Consider the following 19,979-nt stretch of genomic DNA (forward strand, 5'->3'; position numbering starts at 1 on the left):
ACAGGGATTTTGACCTTATGAAAGTGTATGTGCCGATTGCTATTTTATTTTTATTTTCTTGCTCTGGAGGCAGTGATGATCCTGAACCAAAAGTCACTGTGGATACCACTGCACCCCTGTTAGTTTTAAATGGTGAAGACCTTGTTTCGATTCAGCAAGGTGAGATATTTAACGATGCAGGTGTTACGGCGAATGATGATGTTGATGGTGATATATCTTCTGCAGTATTAGTTGAGGGAGAAGCTGATACTGCTTCTTTAGGTAAGTACGTACTCACATACAAAGTATCTGATGCGGCGGGAAATGCGGCTGTAGCTTTGACTCGAACAGTGTTCGTGGTAAATGACAGCCTTTTTCTGCAAGTCGATATTGATACCCATGGTGTCTCTATTGTAGACGAACCTAAAATTCTCGCGAGCATGCAAATGATGTCTGCCAATGAGATGATTTACGATGGCAATATTGGCATAGAAATTCGCGGTTCATCTTCACAATCTTTTGATAAAAAATCCTATGGTTTTGAGACTTGGGATAGTGAGGGCAATGATATGAATTTTGCCCTTGCCAACTTCCCAGAAGAAGAAGATTGGATTTTTTATGGACCCTTCAGTGATAAGTCTTTAATGAGAAATGTATTGATTTATCAACTGTCAAACGAAATGGGAAGATATGCCACCCGAACTGAGTTTAGCGAAGTAACCATTAACGGTGAATACCAAGGATTGTATGTGTTAATGGAAAAAATGAAGCGAGACAAAAATAGGGTTGATGTGAGTAAGTTAAAAGATGACGATATTACTGGCGGATACATAATAAAAATTGATAAAACCACAGGGGGATCTGCCGGCACTGACTTTTCATTTTCTTCTTTATACGACGGTTTTGGTGAAAGTAACGGTAGCCAGAAAATTAAGTTTTTATATGAATATCCTGATGCTGAAGATTTGAGTGAGCAACAGAAAGCTTACATTCAAGGGTATTACCATGGTTTTGAGCAGGCTTTGAAGTCAAGTCAATTTGCCGATGCGACTAACGGCTATCAAAAATATATTGATGTACCTAGCTTTATCGATTTTTTCATTCTTAACGAATTGTCCCACAATGTGGATGCTTTTCGTATCAGTACCTTTATGCACAAAGATAAAGGCGAAAAGTTAAAAATGGGGCCAATTTGGGACTTTAATCTTGCCTTTGGTAATGCCGACTATTGTCGTGGTGAAACTACCGATGATTGGGCTTATAAATTTAATGAGTACTGCCCGAATGACCTCTCTCGTGTGCCGTTTTGGTGGGGAAGGTTGCTTGAAGATCCTGCCTTTGTTGCCGCTCTCCAGGCAAGATGGACAGAACTTCGTGGCAATGTGTTAAGTCAAGCAAAGGTACAAAGCAAAATTGCTACACATAGCGCCAACTTAATCTATTCAAACTCGGTACAACGAAATTTCGACACCTTTGATGTTTTAGGCAGTTACTTATGGCCTAATTTCTTTGTGGGTGACACTTACGAGGAAGAAGTAAACTATTTGGATGATTGGGTTTTACAACGACTGCAATGGATGGATACGGCAATCGCTAATCTGTAGAGCTATTTTTAAGAAGCCTCCGATTGGGAGGCTTCAGTATTCAGAGTCTTATTTATGCGGATTGGTATTAGTTCGCAAGTCTGAGTTCACCACCTTGGGTTAACAACTTATGACTAATAAAAGCTTTGTCTAATTTTTTACCATTGAAGTTTGACTGCTCACCTTCTATAGGCCTTATTATCAAAGGTTTGCCTGCATAATACTTGTCACTCAAGTGGATCTTAACTTCGTCAAACGCGGGAGCAACAACGGCATATTCCATAATGCCTGGGGCCGTTGGGTAAAACCCCATCATGCTGAATATTAGCCATGACGAAAGGGTGCCTGCATCATCATTGCCAGGTATGCCGCCGGCTGTGTTGTGATAGTGCTGTTTGATGAGTGCGCTAACTTTTTCTCTGGATTTTGCAGCCTGTTCAGGAACATAGTTGAACAAGTATGAATAAGCTATATCTGGCTCGTTGGCCATGTCGTAATTGTTAGTGGCAAAAGTAGCCTCTAGCTGCGCAATAAAGTTGTCTTCGCCTCCCAATAAGGCAATTAAACCTGGGATGTCGTGAGGAACATAAAAACGATAATTCCAAGCATTACCTTCAATGTAGCCTGGGGCGGGTTCAAAGTTTCGTCCCAGTTGTGGATCGTAAGGTGTATACCAACTGCCATCGCGCTTTTTAGGGCGTAACATACCGGTTTGTTGGTCGAATAATTTGCGATACCCCTGAGCCCTAGCTAAATACTTTTTGGCATCTTTAGTTTTATCTAGTATTTGCGCCAAAACACCTAAATTGAAATCCGCTAAATAGTATTCAAGACTGCTTGAGACACTGCCATCATAGGGTCCTTCATCATCAACAGGTACGTAGCCCAAGTGTAAATAATCTTGGTTTTCTGGGCGTAATGGGTTATTCAAAGCGGTATCAGCTGATTTTTGCATGGCAGTGTAAGCTGTGTTGATGTCGAAATCTTGAATGCCTCGCAAATACGTGTCAGCAAGGACTACAGTAGCCGGATCGCCGACCATCACCTGAGTCTCCATTCCCAATAATTCCCACTTAGGTAACCAACCACTTTCATTATACATAGCCACCATAGTCGCCATCATTTCCGATTGTATCTCAGGATAAATCAGGCTTAGTAGAGGATGAACATTACGATTGCTATCCCATAGTGAATACACAGAATAGCGATTTTTTTCTCCGCTGTTTTTGATGTTGCCAAACAGTGGGCCAGAGGCCTGACGGTTTGCTTGCATAAGCGGATAATCACCATTTACATCTTGAATGATACTAGGGTGAATTAGGCTGTGGTACAGGGCGCTATAAAACAGGGTTTTGTTTTGGTCTGTGCCTTTGAGTTGAATGCGTTTTAGTAATCTATTCCAAGCATGTTCGGCGGCCTTTTGAGTTTTTTCAAAATCAAAATTAGGTTGCTCTGCTTTAAGGTTTTCACGCGCATTGTCGATGCTAACATAAGAAATCCCCACTTTTACTTGCAAGGTTTCATCGGCTTGAGTATCAAAACTGAAGTAGGCACCAATTTCATCACCGGCTAATTCCTGACGGTAATTAGGATAAGGTTTGATGACATCGTTATGACCAATCCATTCGCCTTCAACACCAGTATATTTTGGCATTTTTTTAAACCCACCGAAGCGTTTGGCGGCTTGACTAAATTGCGCCACAAAATAAACCGGACGCACATCCTCAGGGTTGTAACAAAAAGTGCCAATTGTGCGACTGCCTTCAATCTCGCGATCGGACACTATACGTAACGCACCACCTGTCTCATTGCTTAGCCCTAGGCCAAGATTAAGGATAATGTTGGCCTGACCTGCAGGGAAAGTATAACGGCTTAGCCCGGTTCGTTGGGTGCTGGTGGCTTCTGCCTTGATGGCATATTTTTGTAATTCATTGCTGTAATAACCAGGTGTAGCCTGTTGGTTTTTATAAGTTGAACCATATTTTTCAGAGTCTAATTCTAGCTCCCCAGTGGTAGGCATAAGCAAGACTACACCCAAATCCGGACATCCCACACCACTTAAATTCACATGGCTGAAACCTGTTAAAAAAGCATTGTCATCTACATAAACCCGTGAATTCCATGCCGCATCTTTTTCGAACTTATTCAGCTCGGGACTATGGGCTACATTAAAGGGCGAAACTGATGTTAAGGCATGGGGATATTGCGCACCAGGGTGGGTTGCACCAAAGTTTGATGTGCCGATAAAGGGGTTAACATAGTCAGTAGGCTGCTTGGCCTGAACTGACAGGCCAGCCAAAAACATACAGAAAATAGGGATCCGTTTGGAAAATATTTGCATTACGCTGCTCTTATTCTAATGGGTGGGACTCATAATAAAGACTAATTCACCACCGGCCATAATTTCTTGATGGGTAATAAATATTCGCTCAAGTTCTTGGCCATTAAGTATGGCCTTTTTAACGTAGACATTTTTATCTGACTGATTTTCAGCCCTCACTTTGAAGGTGTTGCCATTATCTAAATTGAGTACCGCACTATTAATCTCGGGGCTACCTAAAACATACTCACCAGATACAGGGTTGACTGGGTAAAAACCAAGGGCACTGAACAGATACCAAGCAGACATTTGCCCTGCATCTTCGTTACCCGCAAGTCCATCAGGTTTAGTTGTATATAGGTCATCCATGATTTTTCTGACTAATGCCTGAGTCTTGTGCGGCTGCTCTACGAAGGAGTACAAATAGGGCACATGATGGCTTGGCTCATTACCATGCACATACTGACCTATATAACCCGATATCCACTCAGGTACTTCATCCATGCTTTGTTCTACTTCAAACATAGTATCTAACTTATCGGCAAAGGCAGTGTTACCTCCCATTAGTGCTACTAAACCTTCGATGTCGTGAGGCACAAAAAAACTATATTGCCAGGCATTGGCCTCGCAATAATCCTCAGGATGATAAGCATTTTCATCAAAAGGTTGGCGAAATTGACCTTGCTGGTCTAAAGCGCGCATGAAGCCGGTTTGGGAGTCAAAATGTTTACGATAGTTTTGGGCGCGTTCATTAAACTCTTGGTACAAGGCGTCTTCGCCCAAATCTTTGGCTAACGCGGCAATGGCCCAATCATCAAAGGCATACTCAAGGGTAAGAGACACATTCCATTTACGTTCTTCAAAAGGTACAAAACCTAGTTCTTGGTAACTTGCTAGGCCAAATTTTTGTTGTGTTGCGCTTTGTATTGCTGCATCCAAAATGTCTTTTGGATCTTCTTTTAACAGGCCTTTTTTATAAGCATCCACTAATACAGGCACGCTGTGATAACCCATCATCATGTCTGTTTCATTTCCTTGAAAGTTCCAAACAGGTAGTCTACCTGCGACCTTATAATGATCCATTATGGAGGTCATCATTTGACTGCTGCGATCAGGATCAACTATGGTTTTCCACGGATGTAAGGCTCTGAAAGTATCCCAAAGAGAGAAAAATTCGTAGCGTGGTTCGCCGTTTTTAGCAAAACCACTACTAGTATGAATATTACCGTCTGGCCCTTTATAACGGCCGTCAGAATCAGAAAATACCCGTGGAGCAAGGGAAGCGTGATACATAGCCGTATAGAATTGGCGCATATTGTCAGTATCTGCTTGGATTTCAACTTTGCTTAATTCGTTTTTCCAAGCCTGTTTGGCTTCCTTTCGAGTCTGCTCAAAGGTTTTGTCGCCGCCTTCTGCGAAAAAATTGTTTTTGGCGTTATCTATGCTGACTGAACTGATAGCCGTGCGCACTTCCACCACTTTTGATTGATTGAGGTCGAATTCAAACTCCGCCGCAATTTCAACACCTTGATGGGCTTTACCTACACTTGGTTGACCGTCTTTATTGATGACATAATCTTTGATCGGTGCTGAAAATTGGGTGTAAAAGTACACGCGCTGATCCGGCGCCCAACCAGTCGACTTACGATAGCCAGCTATGGTGCGTTCATCGATAATCTGAATAGATGATCCTAAGGTTTTATCCCAATTTCTGCTGTATCCAAGATCTAACCTGACAACACCAGTTTGGGTGTCTGCTGAATAGTTATAACGCTGATAACCAGTACGTAACCCAGCCGTTAATTCAACCTGTATGGAGTAGTCGTCGAGCATCACCTGATAATATCCAGGTGATGCCGATTCTTGTTGATGAGAAAAGTGGGAGGCTATGCTGCCTTGTTTGGGGCCACCTTCTAACGCTAGTCGTTTAAAAGGTTTGGTTATGGGCATGAAGGAAATATCGTACAAGTCGCCAGCACCTGTGCCGGAAAGGTGAGTATGACTGAAACCCGCGATGACATTGTCGGGATAAAAATAGCCTGAAATCCAGTCCCAACCTGTGCGTCCATTGTCTGGGCTAAGTTGCACCATTCCATGGGGAACAGTTGCTCCGGGAAAGGTTTTGCCTTTTCCGTCTGTACCAATAAAAAGGTCAACAAAATCTGTTGGGTCAAACTCTTTGTTCTCAGTTTGACTAGAGACAATAGAGGCTTGTTCGGTCTTAGTAGCAAGGTTACATGCCACTAAACCCATGGAAGCAACTATAAACAATAGGTAGGGCAGGGGAGCATTTATCAATGTACGACTTTTCTTCATTATTGTTCAGCCCAGAGTCTTAAGTACTTCAAAGCAGGCGCCTAAAGTATGGTAATCACACTTAGACCCGGCGGCACTTTTTTCATCTGAGTATTTGCTATTGTCTCTGTGTAAAACCCGAAACCAAGCACCGTATTTATGGTCGACCATATGTTGCCAACTGTATTGCCACAGCGCCTGATAAGCATCGAGAAACTGCTGCTCAGCTGTCACTTTGTACAACATGGACGCGGCCGCAAAACTTTCGGCTTGTACCCAAAAATATTTATCGTCGTCACAACATTCACCATCTGGGGCAAAACCGTAGATCAGCCCGCCATGCTGTTTGTCCCAAGACTTTGCATAAGCACGTTCAAACAATTGTTTGGCTTGTTGTATCCACTTTGGATCTGCTGAATGTTTATGTAAAGTGAGTAAAAGTTTGCTCCATTCAGTTTGGTGACCTGGCTGAAATCCCCAAGGGCGATACAAGTTTTTAGGATCATGCTTGTTGTATTCCCAATCCGGTTGGAAGTCGGTTTTATAATGTTCCCAAATAAGATTGTCGGTTAAAGCGGCTTGTTTGAATGCAATATTTTCTGCCAGAGTAGTGGCTCGAATTAAGAACTTTTTATCGTTGCTTGCTTCGTATGCGGCCAACATAGCTTCGCACATATGCATATTTGAATTTTGGCCACGGTAGTCACTTAACACTCCATCTGCGCTTATTTCGTCGGCATAGAGTCCATGTTCAGGTAACCAGAAACGATCTTCTAGTTGTTGGTAGACCATATCTAAAGAATCATTGTTATCGATAATACCTGCTTTTTTACAGGCAGCGTAAGCGAGAAGAACAAAGGCATAACCGTAAGCTTGTTGCGTCATGTCCTGAGGCTGGTTGTCTTGTATCGTCCATGCATAACCAGCGGCGTCTTCGCACCAATGGTGATTTTCGAGAAAGGCTAAACCATGTTTAGCTACGTCGATATATTCGGGGCGATTAAGCACTCGTGCTGCTGTGGCATAGTTGACTATGATGCGGGTGCTGCTGACCAATTGTTTAAAACCAGGGTCAAATACAGTGCCATCGTCTTTGTAATTTTGATGGTAACCACCATTAGGATCGATAACCTTAGGATCGTAAAAATCCATAATGTCCTGACAATGTTTAAGCAAAAATGTTTGATCATAAAAATTCATAATAGCTTCCCTTGGAGAAGTTGGCTGATGGCATCAGCATTGAAACCGGATTGAGTATGTAAATCGCTTGCTGCCTGAAAAGATGGTAGCGCAGGGAAAGCACCTGGTTGGCTGACGGCAATTGCGCCGCAACAACTGGCAAAGGCGATCACTTCGGATACTGTTTGACTAGAGGTAAGGGCCTTGATGGGATCGGCTAAATGACTCAACAAAAACAACATGCCACCAATAAATCCATCACCACCCGCAGTGGTATCTACGGCTTTTATTTTTGGTGGGTTCACTTGGCCATGATGACCTTCACAATAATAATCAATTTGGCCTTCACCATCGGTTATTATTAACAATTCACAGTGCTGCGCCAAACATTTTGCAATGTAAGACTCTGCTTGGCCATCACTAAGGTAGTCAAATTCGTCTTTGGATAGTTTCACTAAATGTGACTGAAATACCAGTTCATTAACCAAAGCACGGTCCGCTTGGCCGTCTTCCCAGAGGTTATGCCTTAGGTTTACATCAAAGCTTACAAGGCACTGCTGCGCTCTTGCCTGAGTCACTATTTCACGGGTGCAAGAGGCAATATCTGCGGTGGTTAAGGTGTTACTGCAAAAATGGAAAACAGGTGAGTCCACAAACCATCTGGCATCAACTTGCTGGCTAGTAAACAAAACATCAGCACTGTTGTCTCGATAAAATGAAAAACTACGATCACCAGTGTCATCAAGCATCACAAATGCTAAAGCGGTTTTTGCGCTAGGGTGACGGGTCAATAACTCTGTGTTCACGCCGTATTGGGTAAGGGCGGTTTGTAGGAAGTCTCCGAATGCGTCTTTACCTACTTGCCCAGCAAATTTAGCGTTACCGCCTAATTTAGCGACAGCCACTGCCGAATTAGCTGGTGCACCACCTGGATATTGTCTAAATGACGGTAACATTAATTTATCTTGTTCAATCACATCTTGGTGCAAAAAATCAATTAGCGCCTCACCGAAGCATAAAACTGGTCTCATACAGTTTGTTCTCCAGTTTTGTTGGCTGCAGCCAAGTCTGCTGCATCTGGTCTTGAGCCATAAAGGGCATACCAACTAATATAAATATAGGCAAATGCAGGCACTAAAAAGCTCATTTGTACTGAAGTAAGATCTGCTACTAATCCTTGTAGTAAAGGCAACAATGCGCCGCCTACAATACCTTGAACCAATAGACCTGAACCGCGACTGGTTAATTTCCCAAGTCCAGTGATGGCCATAGAAAAGATTGTCGGGAACATGATTGAGTTAAACAAACCTACCGCTAATATGGTCCACATGGCTATAGGTCCTTCACTGCCAACTGAAACAAGTATAAAAACGATGGCTAACACACTGTTCACGGCAAGGATGATGTTAGGTTTGATATAAAAAGTCAGAGCAGCGCCAATAAATCGGCCAATGAGGGCTGCGCCCCAATAATAAGAAATCATCTTACTGGCATCATAATTACTCATAGACATAATATGAGACTCTGCAAAGTAGTTAACCAGATAACTTCCCACTGACACTTCTGCGCCCACATACATAAATATGGCAATGGCACCAAATACTAGTCTTTTGTGTTGCCAAACTGAGTCGTTAGCTGACTCTGATTCATCAGCAGGATCACCACTGGTAATCACAGGCAATTTCAAAAACATAAATATGCCCGCAGTAGCCAAAGCCACTCCAGCTAGAATTAAATAGGGTAATTGCACCGCTTCAGCTGTGACCACAGCTACGCCACCACCAAATATAAGGGCAGCACCAAACATTGGACCCAAGGTATGGCCAAGTGAATTGATAGCTTGGGCTAAGTTGAGTCGGCTTGCTGCAGTACGCGCTTCACCCAAAACAACCACATAGGGATTTGCTGAAACCTGTAAAATTGTGATCCCCGAGGCCAACACGAATAAAGCAAACAAAAAGACAAAATAAACTTCCATCTCAGCAGCAGGGTAAAAAATACTACAACCAGCAGCGATACCAATTAGGCCTATAATAATGCCTTTTTTGAAGCCCACTTTTTCTATTAAACGCCCAGCAAAAGGTGATACCACAAAATAAGCGCCAAAGAAGCAAAATTGCACCAATCCAGCTTCCAGATAACTCAAATCAAAAGCGGCTTTTAAATGTGGGATCAACACATCATTCAATGCGGTGATAAAGCCCCAGATAAAAAACAATGAAGTCATAACGATAAATGCAAAGCGTCTATTTGAGTCTGTGCCAGTACTTTGTGGCACAGAATTAGGTATTGGTCCGGCCATTTATTTAGTCCTTTTTAAATCGTTGAGGTTGTCATGTAATGACATTGAGTAGGGTTGTGCACTGATGTCGGTTGCCCAATTAATATTTGGCTCTGCAGCCATTTCAAAAGTGAGGGTTCCGCCTTGCTGAACAGCTTGTGAAGACAACCACGTTTTTTCATGTGCCTGACCATTAAGCAGGGTTTTCTGTACATACATATTGTTTTTACTATTGTTTTTTGCAGATATTTCGAAGGTATTGCCGTTCTCAAGTTGCAAGGTGACTTTATCAAACAAAGGCCCGCCAAACACATATTGGTCTACGCCCGGTGTAACTGGATAAAATCCCATTGAGCTAAATATATACCAAGCAGATGTTTGCCCATTGTCTTCATCACCACAATAACCATCTGGTGTTGCAGAGTAGAGAGAGTCCATCACTTCACGTACTTTTTGTTGTGTTTTCCATGGTTGGGATGCGTAGTTATAAAGATAAATCATATGCTGAACAGGTTGGTTGCCGTGAGCATAGTTACCCATATTAACAATTTGCATTTCACGTATTTCATGGATAGTGAAGCCATAATATGAATCGTCGAATAAAGGCGGCATTTCAAAAACCTCATCCAATTTAGCAGCAAAATTCTGGGTGCCGCCCATCAAGGTTTTAAGGCCTTCAATATCGTGAAAAACTGACCATGTATAATGTAAGCTGTTACCTTCAGTGAAGGCATCACCCCATTTGAGAGGATTGAACGGCGATTGAAAACTACCGTCTTCATTTTTCCCACGCATCCAGCCACTTTCAGGATCAAATACATTTTTATAATTTAATGAACGCGCTCTGAATTTTTCAGCGTCGGCGTCTTTACCAAGTTTTTTGGCGAGCTGATAGATATTAAAATCGGCAAATGCATATTCTAAAGTCCGTGCTGCATTTTCATGAATACCCACATCATATGGCACGTAACCTAGTTCATTATAATAATCTACGCCCTCTCTGCCTACTGAGCTTACTGGGCGACCTTTATCAACTTCGGCATTTTTCAAAATTGCTTCATACAGTATGTCTATTTCGTCATCTGCGTTTGCTTTAAGGTATGCGTCAGCAATATTAATGGCTGAGTTTGAACCAATCATAACACCGCGGTGACCAGGACTGGCCCACTCTGGCAACCAGCCAGACTCTTTATAGGTATTTGCGAGACCTTGCATAATTTGTGTATTCATTTCGGGGTACATCATATTAAAGAAAGGAAATACCGCTCGAAATGTGTCCCAAAAACCATTGTCAGTGAACATGTAACCTGGCAAAACTTCGCCATTGTATGGACTGTAATGCACTATTTTATTATTAGCATCATACTCATAAAACTTCCGTGGAAACTGCAACACACGGTACAGAGAAGAATAAAAAGTTCGGATGTTATCAATATTGCTATCTTCTACGCGAATTTTGCTTAATTCTTGTTGCCACGCTTGATTGGCTTTTGCTCGGGTTTCATCGAAATTGTCGCTGCCAATCTCTCGTTGTAGATTAAGTTCGGCCTGTTCAAGGCTAATAAAAGAGGATGCCACTTTTACATTTACTTGTTCACCGCGCTTGGTTTTGAAACCTAAGATTGCGCCTACATGATCACCTGCACTTTCCAGTGAATCTGCCTTGAGTGCATAATCATCATGCCAGGTATGGGTTACTTCAAAATCTTTATCAAAAACCGCAACAAAATAATTATGAAAATTATCGGGGACACCACCGTGGTTATTACGGGCATATCCCACTACTTTTCGTTGTTTTGGAAATATTTTAACCATAGAGCCTTTTTTAAAGGCGTCCAAAAGAATATATGATTGTTCAGAGTCAGGAAAAGTGAAGCGAAATTGTGCCCCTCTGTCGCTGGGAGCAAGTTCTGCCACAACGTCATGATCGGCTAAATAAACCCGGTAATAATCTGGCGAAGCCTGTTCGGCTTTGTGGGAAAACCAAGAAGCCCGATCATCTTCATTAAACTTCAATTCACCAGTGATGGGCATAAACGCAAATGCACCGTAATCATTTAGCCATGGACTTGGTTGGTGGGTTTGTTTGATGCCACGAATTTTGTTGTCGTCGTACTTGTAAGTCCAACCATCACCAATAGGCGCCGTCATAGGTGTCCAGGAATTCATTGCCCATGGTTTAGTGATTGCAGGATAAGTATTGCCATTTGATAGGCTAAACTCTGAATCTGTGCCCATCAACGGGTTGACGTATTGTACGAGGTTTTCTTTGACTAAGTTTACTGGGCTCTTTTTAATTGGTTTCTCAATTGATTTTTCAGCTGAACATCCAGCCAAAAGCACAGCGACAATAAAATAGTATTTTGATAGTGTTTTCATTTTAAAAATTCATCCAAAGACAACTCATGTGGAGACGTTTAGTCCAAATGCTGTAAGGTTCAGGTAAAAAGTAATATACGAAATCAAATTAGTTTGGTATATTTGCAATCGATTACATTAATAACAATATTATAACAACAATATTGATTATTCAACTAGATTCGAGTTAATTGCTGATTAAACTCTAACTATATGAATAAAATCATTTAAATTTAAAATAATGGCATTTTGTTAGTCGCTAAAATGTAAGTGTAATGTATTTTTATCTTTAAAATATGTGACGAATAGCTTGTCGAATTGAATGTACTCCGTTACATTCGAGATATCTGCCCACACAATAATAAGTGATTTTGGGTTTCAACTGGACTGAAAATTTTAGATGACAACGGTAAAAGAAGTATGCAGATTAGCTGGTGTATCTACCGCTACGGTTTCTCGTGCGTTAAAAAACCCTGAGTTAGTCTCGGCTAAAACACGAGAGCGCGTTTTTAAGGCCGTGCAAGAGTCTGGTTACCGTCCTAATATGTTGGCTTCTAGTGTTAAAACAGGTAAGTCCAATTCACTAGTTGTGTTAGTCCCCAATCTAAGTAACCCATTTTTTATGCGGATCATCCAAGGCATTGAACAAGCAGCCCACGAACAAGGTTATTCTGTTTTGCTGGGGGATACCCAAGGAGAGCCTGCAAGGGAACATGAAATTGCCGGTATGGTTTTATCGAATAGAGCAGATGGATTAATACATCTCGACCATTCTTTTCCTTTTTCTGCTAACGATGCACACCTGGCAGAACGTGTGCCTGTAGTAAGCGTATGTGAGAGAATTATGGGAGACAAAGAGTTTCCTGTTATCGAATTAGATAATTATGCCGCGACCCGCTCTTTGGCTAAACATCTGGTCAATTACGGACATAAAAAATTTGGTATCATTGCTGGGCAAAGAGATAGCCAAATACATCTTGATAGATTAGCGGGTATTAAAGACGTTTTTGCCACTGAAGGTATTAGTTTTAATGAGGATATGATTGTTGGTGGTGCCTACTCAATCGAAATGGGTCAGCAAGGCGCGCGTGATTTAATGGCAAAAGAAAACAGACCTACTGCTATTTTTTGTTTCAATGATGACATTGCCCTTGGCACAGTGTTCGAGCTAAAACGAATGGGCATTCGTATACCTCAAGACGTCTCTGTAGTTGGTTTTGATAATATCAAGGTTTCAGCTTTTATCGACCCGCCACTAACCACTATTGACCAACCTGCTCATGACATGGGCCGCAGGGCAGTGGAAGTGGTATTGCAAATTATTAAAGGCGTGCCTTTAAAGCGTAACAGGGAAATATTTCCTTATAATATACTAGAAAGAGAAAGTAGTGGCCCAGTCAATCCAGACTTTTAATCATAGCAAAAAATTTCATATTCCTATGTGTGGACCTAAATAAAATTCTTTATAAATCAATTGTGTAGATCGATTTTATGTTAAATGACTGCAAGGATCATAACGATAGATTTGTTGTAGCAATTAACAACTTTTTTCGAAAGCGGAAGAAGAACCTCCCAGCCCAAAATAGATTGCCTATAACGCTACTAAGACGGGCACATCTCTGGTTTGATATTTTTCTCCTGTTTAGTTGCGAGTAGAAAATAAACCCTAAAAATACTTCTTTTAATTATTATACAAAGTTAAATGTTAAATAATTGTACAAATATGTTTGTTTGCAGTTGACAACAAAATGCACCATGACTATGATTGTGATGCAATCGATTACACGTAAAGTAAAATTTAAATGAAAATAAAAAATTACTATCAACCCCATAATAAATATAAATAATAAGCATTATTTCACACCAGAGATGTAATCGATTGCATTTAGTGTAAGTGAAAATGGTGATGCAGTTTATTTATAATTGCAGAACTCTGCTGGTGTGAGCTGGTGTCAAAAGAACGTAGAAAGGGGAGTCATTGTGAACGAGGCTACAAAAAGAACCTTCATAGAGGAAAAATCATGAGAACCAATATCAAGCGTAAATCGGATGTGTATGCCGTATCTACTCTATTTAAAAGATCACTAATATGCGCCGCAATCTTTGGCGTCATTGGAACCAGTCATGCTCAGCAAACTCCGAGCGAAACCAATGCTGAGGCTGAAGAAGTCATAGAAATTCGTGGTATAAGAGCCAGCGCCGCAGAAAACTTAGCCATTAAAAGACTCTCCAACGCGGTAGTTGATGCGATAACGGCTGAAGACATCGGTAAGTTTCCAGATAAAAACGTCGCAGATTCATTGCAACGTGTACCTGGTGTCGTAATTCAACGTAGCGGTGGTGAAGGTACTTCTGTCAGTATTCGTGGTTTATCGTCTGACTTAACTTTTACTCAATTGAACGGTAACTTTATTGCCTCTTCCCCGGGAGCACCTACACGCTCATTTTCCTATGACTTGCTTCCTTCTAACTTAGTTGGAAAGGTAGAAGTATTCAAATCGGCACAAGCTCGATTAGATGAAGGCGGTGTTGGTGGTACTGTGATAATACACAGTCGCAAACCTCTGGATATGGAAAAGAATTCAGGTGCGGTTAATCTTGAATACACCTATGCAGATATCACGGATAAATTCGAACCTCAATTTAGTGGAATTTATTCTTGGAAGAATGACGATGAAAACTTTGGCATCTTGGTTGGTTATACCAATCAGGCTCGGACCAATCGTACTCAAACCTCAGCCGTCAATATTATTAACCAAAATTATCAATATTCTGAAATGAGTAATGGCCAGCCTGTAGAAGGCGGTGCAACAGGTTATTCTCCTCAAAGCTTCAGACAATTGGTATTAGAAGAAGACAGAGAACGTACTGGTGTGCAATTCACCACTCAGTGGAGACCAACAGAGAACTTGGAACTTGGTTTCAACTATTTTGGCTTTAAATTGGGTTTGGATTCCATCTTACATCAGCTCGAATACCCAGAATGGCATAACAATGCCAAGTATTGGACCGATGTACATGTCGATGCTGATTCAGAATATGTCACTGGCATTGATTATAGTGTTGGCGCTGGTGGTACTGAACAAATTGCGCAAATACCCAGAATTAATGGTGAATTTGTTATTGAGGAATCGAAATCAGATACCTTCGATTTCTTTGCAAATTATGAAGCTGATGATTACAACGTGAAACTTGTCGCTGGCCATACCGAATCTGAAGGTGGCCCTTCCGAAAAATATCGAGCTGCTTATTATTCTGGCTCAAATGCTCAGCAACAAAACAGCTCTCAGTTTTTTGGTTGGAGTTTTGAAAACCAAAAACTACATACCTATATGGATCCTGAGATGTTTAATAATCTCAAGGCCGGTATAGGTGGTGAACCAGATCAGGGGGCAACAGATTCAAGTTTTGTAGGTGGTACTCAGGAAGAGGATTATGCTCAGGTAGACGTGGATTGGTTTGTTGATTGGAACGTCATTGAAAGTTTACATTTTGGTGTTAAGTATCGTAAAGGGGAAATACGCCGCGATACTCGCAATACCTTTTACCTAGATCCTGATTTTGATATTGCAGCAGGAGAAGCAAGTCCAGATGGTATCACTCTTGAAGATGATTATTCGCGCAACGATGGCATACCTAACATTTTGGATGTGTTGCCAGACAAGCCATTAGGAAATTTGTCTGACGTCATTAACGTGAATGTTTTCCCAGCTGTGGATTGGCACAAGTACCAGGCAGAGCTTAATAAAAACTTTAAACCTTACACCCGTTTCGAACCGGATTATGTGTACGAAGTTGAAGAAGAAATTTTTGCAGCATACGGTCAAGCCGATTACAAATGGAAAGATCTGCGCGGTAATTTCGGTTTGCGAGTCATTCGTACAACAACTACTAGTACTGCGAGCGACAGGTTTGAATATAGGTTAGATCGTACCGATGCTGATGGTTTCGATATTCCAAACGACACAGCTATCCAAAAAGATATTCTGATTATCCCTAAAAGTGAAGAGAAGACTGAGGTGTTACCTAGCTTTAATATAGCTTGGGATTTCAATGATAATTGGGTCTTCAGGGGAGCGGCTGCAAAAGTTATCGCTCGTCCTAGTTACGACGATTTAGGTCGATTCCAAACATTGACTTACCGCTCTGCTGAATGGGCCGCTGATTCAAGTTCTCGTGATGACTTCAATCCGGAAACTGATAGTGAAGGATGGTCAGGAAGTGGCGGTAACTCCTCTCTTGAACCATTTGAGGCTATCCAGTTTGATCTCTCTGCTGAGTATTATTACGGTGAAGGTTCAGGTGCCAGTATTGCGTTTTTCCACAAAGACGTAGATAACTTTGTGGTTCCATTAGTTTTAGCTGTGCAACGTAACGTACCAGGGCAATCTTTCACTGTTAATGGACAGACAATTAACGTTGGTGGAGACATAGCCGTTAGAAATTTCTCTACTTCTGCTAATGGTACCAATGCCACTTCTAAAGGGGTGGAATATGCATTCCAACACTTCTTTGATAACGGTTTTGGCATCTATGGGAACTACACCCGCAATCTTACCAATCAAGCCGATGTTTCTATTGATGGTGCCAAGGTTGGAGAGTCGCCACTTACAGGTAGTTCAGACTACCAAGGAAACTTTTCAGTCTTTTATGAAAACGACTTGTTTAGTGTACGTGCGTCGTATAACGAACGTGGCCCAACTATTGGTGGCTTAGTGACCTCTTGGGATCTTAACTACTATACCGATACTTATGAACAGATTGACATAAACGGCAGCTACAACATTACTGAAGACTTAGTGTTATCAGCTTCTGTTATCAATCTGACCGAATCGGAAAGTTACACTCATTTAGGTAATGATACCAAAAACAGATTTATTTCAAATAGTTACAGTGGGCGCCGCATCTACGCTGGCATTAATTACAGATTCTAAGAACTTAGCGGTGTGCCAAAGATTCAGCGGTCTTTGGCGTCCTATAAAACAGATTGGATAGAGGAATAACAATGAAAAAACTCAAAATCAACAAAACGTCAACCGCTTTGCTGTTGTCAATCAGCACGTTATTCGGTTGCAGTGCAGATGATCCCGTCGCCACTGATATACCAGAGCGTGCAGCGATTAATAAAGTGACATCGGCTGATATTACTGGAAGCGCTATAAAAGGCACTTTGAGTAATGGGGTTGTCAGTTTGCAACAGATGAATGGTGCGGATATTAGTATCTTGTCCACAAATCAAACCGATGCAGACGGAGCCGTTAATCTGGAAGTGCAGGCCAATGCTGGGTTTGGCATAGACAGTATGTTTAAAGTCACGGTAACTGCAGCCAGCGATACACAAATGATGTGTGATGCTATTACTTGTGCCAGCGTTGGCATGGGTGAAGTATTAAGTGGCAGCCCTTTGACTGGTTCCAACTTGACCACTTTGACCTATGTCAATGTGCCACTTTACAGCCAAGCAGACGGTACCGCAGATGCGACTTTTAATGCCAATGCATTAACTACCATAGCGACATCTTTGATTGAACAGGCCGTGACCGAAGGTCGAAACGTTGCTGTAAGACAGCTTTATGAGCTGGCGTTAGAAGAGTATTCTGCAACAACATTAAAAGCCCTTGGAGTATTCTCTCCAGGAACGAATGTCTATCAAACTCAAATGATCAGTGCTGAATCTTACCAAAACTTCGTAGTAGGTGAGGATTGCCAAATGGTGTCATCTGTCGATGAGGACGGTAATCCAATAGTCGATGAAGACGGTAATCCAATAGTCGATGAGGATGGTAATCCAATAGTTGATGAGGAAGGTAATCCTATTGATGTCGAAGCGTGTACAGACGTCTTGGCAGATAATGATTTGATTAAACTTTCACTGGCCAATGCAGCTTTTGCGAACATTAGTGAATTTGAAGGTTTTAACGCTCTATACAGCGAAACTGCATCACGTATTCAAGCTGCAATTGCTGGCGATGCATTTGCCCTTGCACCTATACGTGAACGTTTATTGGCGTCAGTAAAAGCTGTGCCATTTTTGGCAGAGTTGGGTTTAACAGCAGAGCAAGTTATTGATGTTGAATTAACTTTCCTTGACGACGTTTCAAGTGGTGGCCCTGTGCAAGAAGTCACTACAGCTGAAAACATCGCAACTGCTATTATCACCGCTCGTAACAGAATTGGTGATGGTGAAATTGAAACTAAGGCGTTTGATGGCGATCTTGAGACCAAGTGGCTTGATCACAATGATTGGGCTGGAGCACCAACCATTGAAGATCCATCTTGGGTGCAAGTTCAGTTTGCAGAAGCACATGCCGTTAGCAGTCTATTTATTACCAGTGCTAATGACGCCGATGGCCGCGATCCAGAGAACTTTAATCTGGCGGCTTCTAACGATGGTGTAAACTGGGTAACTCTAGCGAGCTTCCTAGGTGAGTCATTCGATGAACGTCTGCAACGTAAAGAGTTTAGGTTCAACAATGGTATTGAGTATTCTTATTACCGCTTGAATATCACCAAAAATAAGGGTGATGACACGCTAATGCAAATAGCCGAAATTCAACTTGTTGGTCCTGTCTATGCCAGTGTAGATCATACCAAGCCAGTTGGAACAGGCGTGATTACTGCTCGCAACTTCATTGGTGATGGTGAAGCACCTACTATGGCATTTGACGGTGACCTCGAAACCAAGTGGCTTGATCATAACGATTGGTCAGGTGCACCAACGGTTGAAGATCCTTCTTGGGTGCAAATTGACTTTCCAGCAGCTGTAGCGGTTAACTCTCTGGGTATTACTAGTGCCAACGACGCTGACGGTCGGGATCCTGAAAACTTTACTCTTGTAGGTTCAAATGATGCTGGCGTAACTTGGACAGTCTTAGGTGAATGGTTAGGCGAATCTTTTGACGAACGTTTTGAGCGCAAGTTGTTTAGTGTTGATAACATCTTAGCATTTGAAACTTATCGCTTAAATATCACCAAAAACAAAGGTGATGATACTTTAATGCAAGTAGCTGAAATTGAGTTCATAGGTCCTATTTTAGCGGGTTTAAATCATGGAAGAACAGACGGCGCAATTATCACTGCTCGTAACCGTATCGGTGATGGCGAAGTAGAAACTAAGGCATTTGATGGAGATATTGAGACCAAGTGGCTTGATCACAACGATTGGTCAGGTGCACCAACAGTTGAAGATCCATCATGGGTACAAGTACAACTTCCTGCTGCGGCAACAGTTAACAAACTAGGTATTGTCAGTGCCAATGACGGACCCGGTCGAGATCCTGAAAATTTTGATTTGCTTGCTTCAAATGACGGTGAAAACTGGATAGTGCTCAATAGCTGGATAGGTGAAAGCTTTGACGAACGTTTTGAACGTAAACAGTATAGTTTTGGCAATGACCTAGGCTTTAGTTTCTACCGTTTGAATATCACTAAAAACAAAGGTGATGACACTTTAATGCAAGTGGCAGAAATTGAATTGTTAGGTCCGCAGTACTCGTCTGTTGATCATTCATCTGCTGCTGATGCCGTCATAACTGCCCGTAATCGTATTGGTGATGGTGAATTAGAAACTAAGGCATTTGATGGAGATGTTGAGACTAAGTGGCTTGATCATAACGATTGGGCAGGCGCACCAACAGCAGAAGACCCTTCTTGGGTACAGGTTGATTTTAGCAATGCAAGGATAGTCACTAGTATTGCTATTACCAGTGCCAACGATGCTGATGGTCGTGATCCTGAAAACTTCAACTTAGTTGGTTCAAATGATGGTGGTGTGACTTGGCAGCCCATCGCTAGCTGGATAGGCGAGTCCTTTGATAATCGTTTTGAGCGCAAGTTGTTCGAAATGGGTAATGGGTTTGCCTATATGAGCTATCGTTTAAACATTACCAAAAACAAAGGCGATGATACTTTGATGCAAATCGCCGAAATTGAACTTATTGGCCCTGAGCTTTAAGTAACTAGAGGATTAACACCTCTTTATTAA

Annotated in this window: 10 protein-coding genes; 4 read left to right on the forward strand and 6 right to left on the reverse strand. The window is 41.8% G+C overall.

Features of this window, described 5'->3' with window-relative positions; genetic code table 11:
* The first annotated feature begins 17 nt into the window (after nucleotides 1-17).
* The gene (locus tag GARC_RS16320; RefSeq protein WP_007622169.1) at nucleotides 18-1,583 is read left to right on the forward strand and encodes a CotH kinase family protein; all 1,566 of its coding nucleotides are present in this window, start codon (nucleotides 18-20) and stop codon (nucleotides 1,581-1,583) included.
* A gap of 67 nt (nucleotides 1,584-1,650) precedes the next feature.
* Here GARC_RS16320 and GARC_RS16325 read toward each other — a convergent pair whose 3' ends face one another.
* The 6 genes from GARC_RS16325 to GARC_RS16350 all read right to left on the reverse strand — a co-directional run bounded on the left by GARC_RS16325 (nucleotide 1,651) and on the right by GARC_RS16350 (nucleotide 12,016).
* Nucleotides 1,651-3,903, reverse strand: coding sequence for a GH92 family glycosyl hydrolase (locus GARC_RS16325; protein WP_007622171.1), 2,253 nt, complete (start codon nucleotides 3,901-3,903; stop codon nucleotides 1,651-1,653).
* Nucleotides 3,904-3,918: 15 nt separating this feature from the next.
* The gene (locus GARC_RS16330; RefSeq protein WP_007622172.1) at nucleotides 3,919-6,135 is read right to left on the reverse strand and encodes a GH92 family glycosyl hydrolase; all 2,217 of its coding nucleotides are present in this window, start codon (nucleotides 6,133-6,135) and stop codon (nucleotides 3,919-3,921) included.
* Nucleotides 6,136-6,204: 69 nt separating this feature from the next.
* Entirely contained in the window at nucleotides 6,205-7,377 is a 1,173-nt protein-coding gene (locus GARC_RS16335) for an AGE family epimerase/isomerase (protein ID WP_007622174.1), read from the reverse strand.
* Complete coding sequence (locus GARC_RS16340) at nucleotides 7,374-8,387, reverse strand: carbohydrate kinase family protein (protein ID WP_007622176.1); 1,014 nt, start codon at nucleotides 8,385-8,387, stop codon at nucleotides 7,374-7,376. The genes GARC_RS16335 and GARC_RS16340 overlap by 4 nt, the downstream gene beginning before the upstream one ends.
* Nucleotides 8,384-9,658: a sugar MFS transporter gene (locus tag GARC_RS16345; RefSeq protein WP_007622178.1), complete on the reverse strand. Its 1,275-nt coding sequence runs from the start codon at nucleotides 9,656-9,658 to the stop codon at nucleotides 8,384-8,386. The genes GARC_RS16340 and GARC_RS16345 overlap by 4 nt, the downstream gene beginning before the upstream one ends.
* Entirely contained in the window at nucleotides 9,659-12,016 is a 2,358-nt protein-coding gene (locus GARC_RS16350; RefSeq protein WP_007622181.1) for a GH92 family glycosyl hydrolase, read from the reverse strand.
* A 379-nt stretch (nucleotides 12,017-12,395) separates the two neighbouring features.
* On the opposite strand from GARC_RS16350, the gene GARC_RS16355 reads away from it, so the two are divergent.
* The 3 genes from GARC_RS16355 (at nucleotide 12,396) to GARC_RS16365 (ending at nucleotide 19,949) form a co-directional block, all read left to right on the forward strand.
* Nucleotides 12,396-13,409, forward strand: a complete 1,014-nt coding sequence (locus tag GARC_RS16355) for a LacI family DNA-binding transcriptional regulator (protein WP_007622183.1) — start codon at nucleotides 12,396-12,398, stop codon at nucleotides 13,407-13,409.
* A 607-nt stretch (nucleotides 13,410-14,016) separates the two neighbouring features.
* Nucleotides 14,017-16,929 (forward strand): TonB-dependent receptor, encoded by a 2,913-nt coding sequence (locus tag GARC_RS16360; RefSeq protein ID WP_007622185.1) that lies wholly within the window; start codon nucleotides 14,017-14,019, stop codon nucleotides 16,927-16,929.
* Nucleotides 16,930-17,000: 71 nt separating this feature from the next.
* A complete protein-coding gene (locus GARC_RS16365) occupies nucleotides 17,001-19,949 on the forward strand; it encodes a discoidin domain-containing protein (protein WP_007622186.1) in 2,949 nt (982 codons plus the stop codon).
* Nucleotides 19,950-19,979 lie beyond the last annotated feature (30 nt).

The organism is Paraglaciecola arctica BSs20135, assembly GCF_000314995.1.
In the GTDB taxonomy this organism is placed as follows: domain Bacteria; phylum Pseudomonadota; class Gammaproteobacteria; order Enterobacterales; family Alteromonadaceae; genus Paraglaciecola; species Paraglaciecola arctica.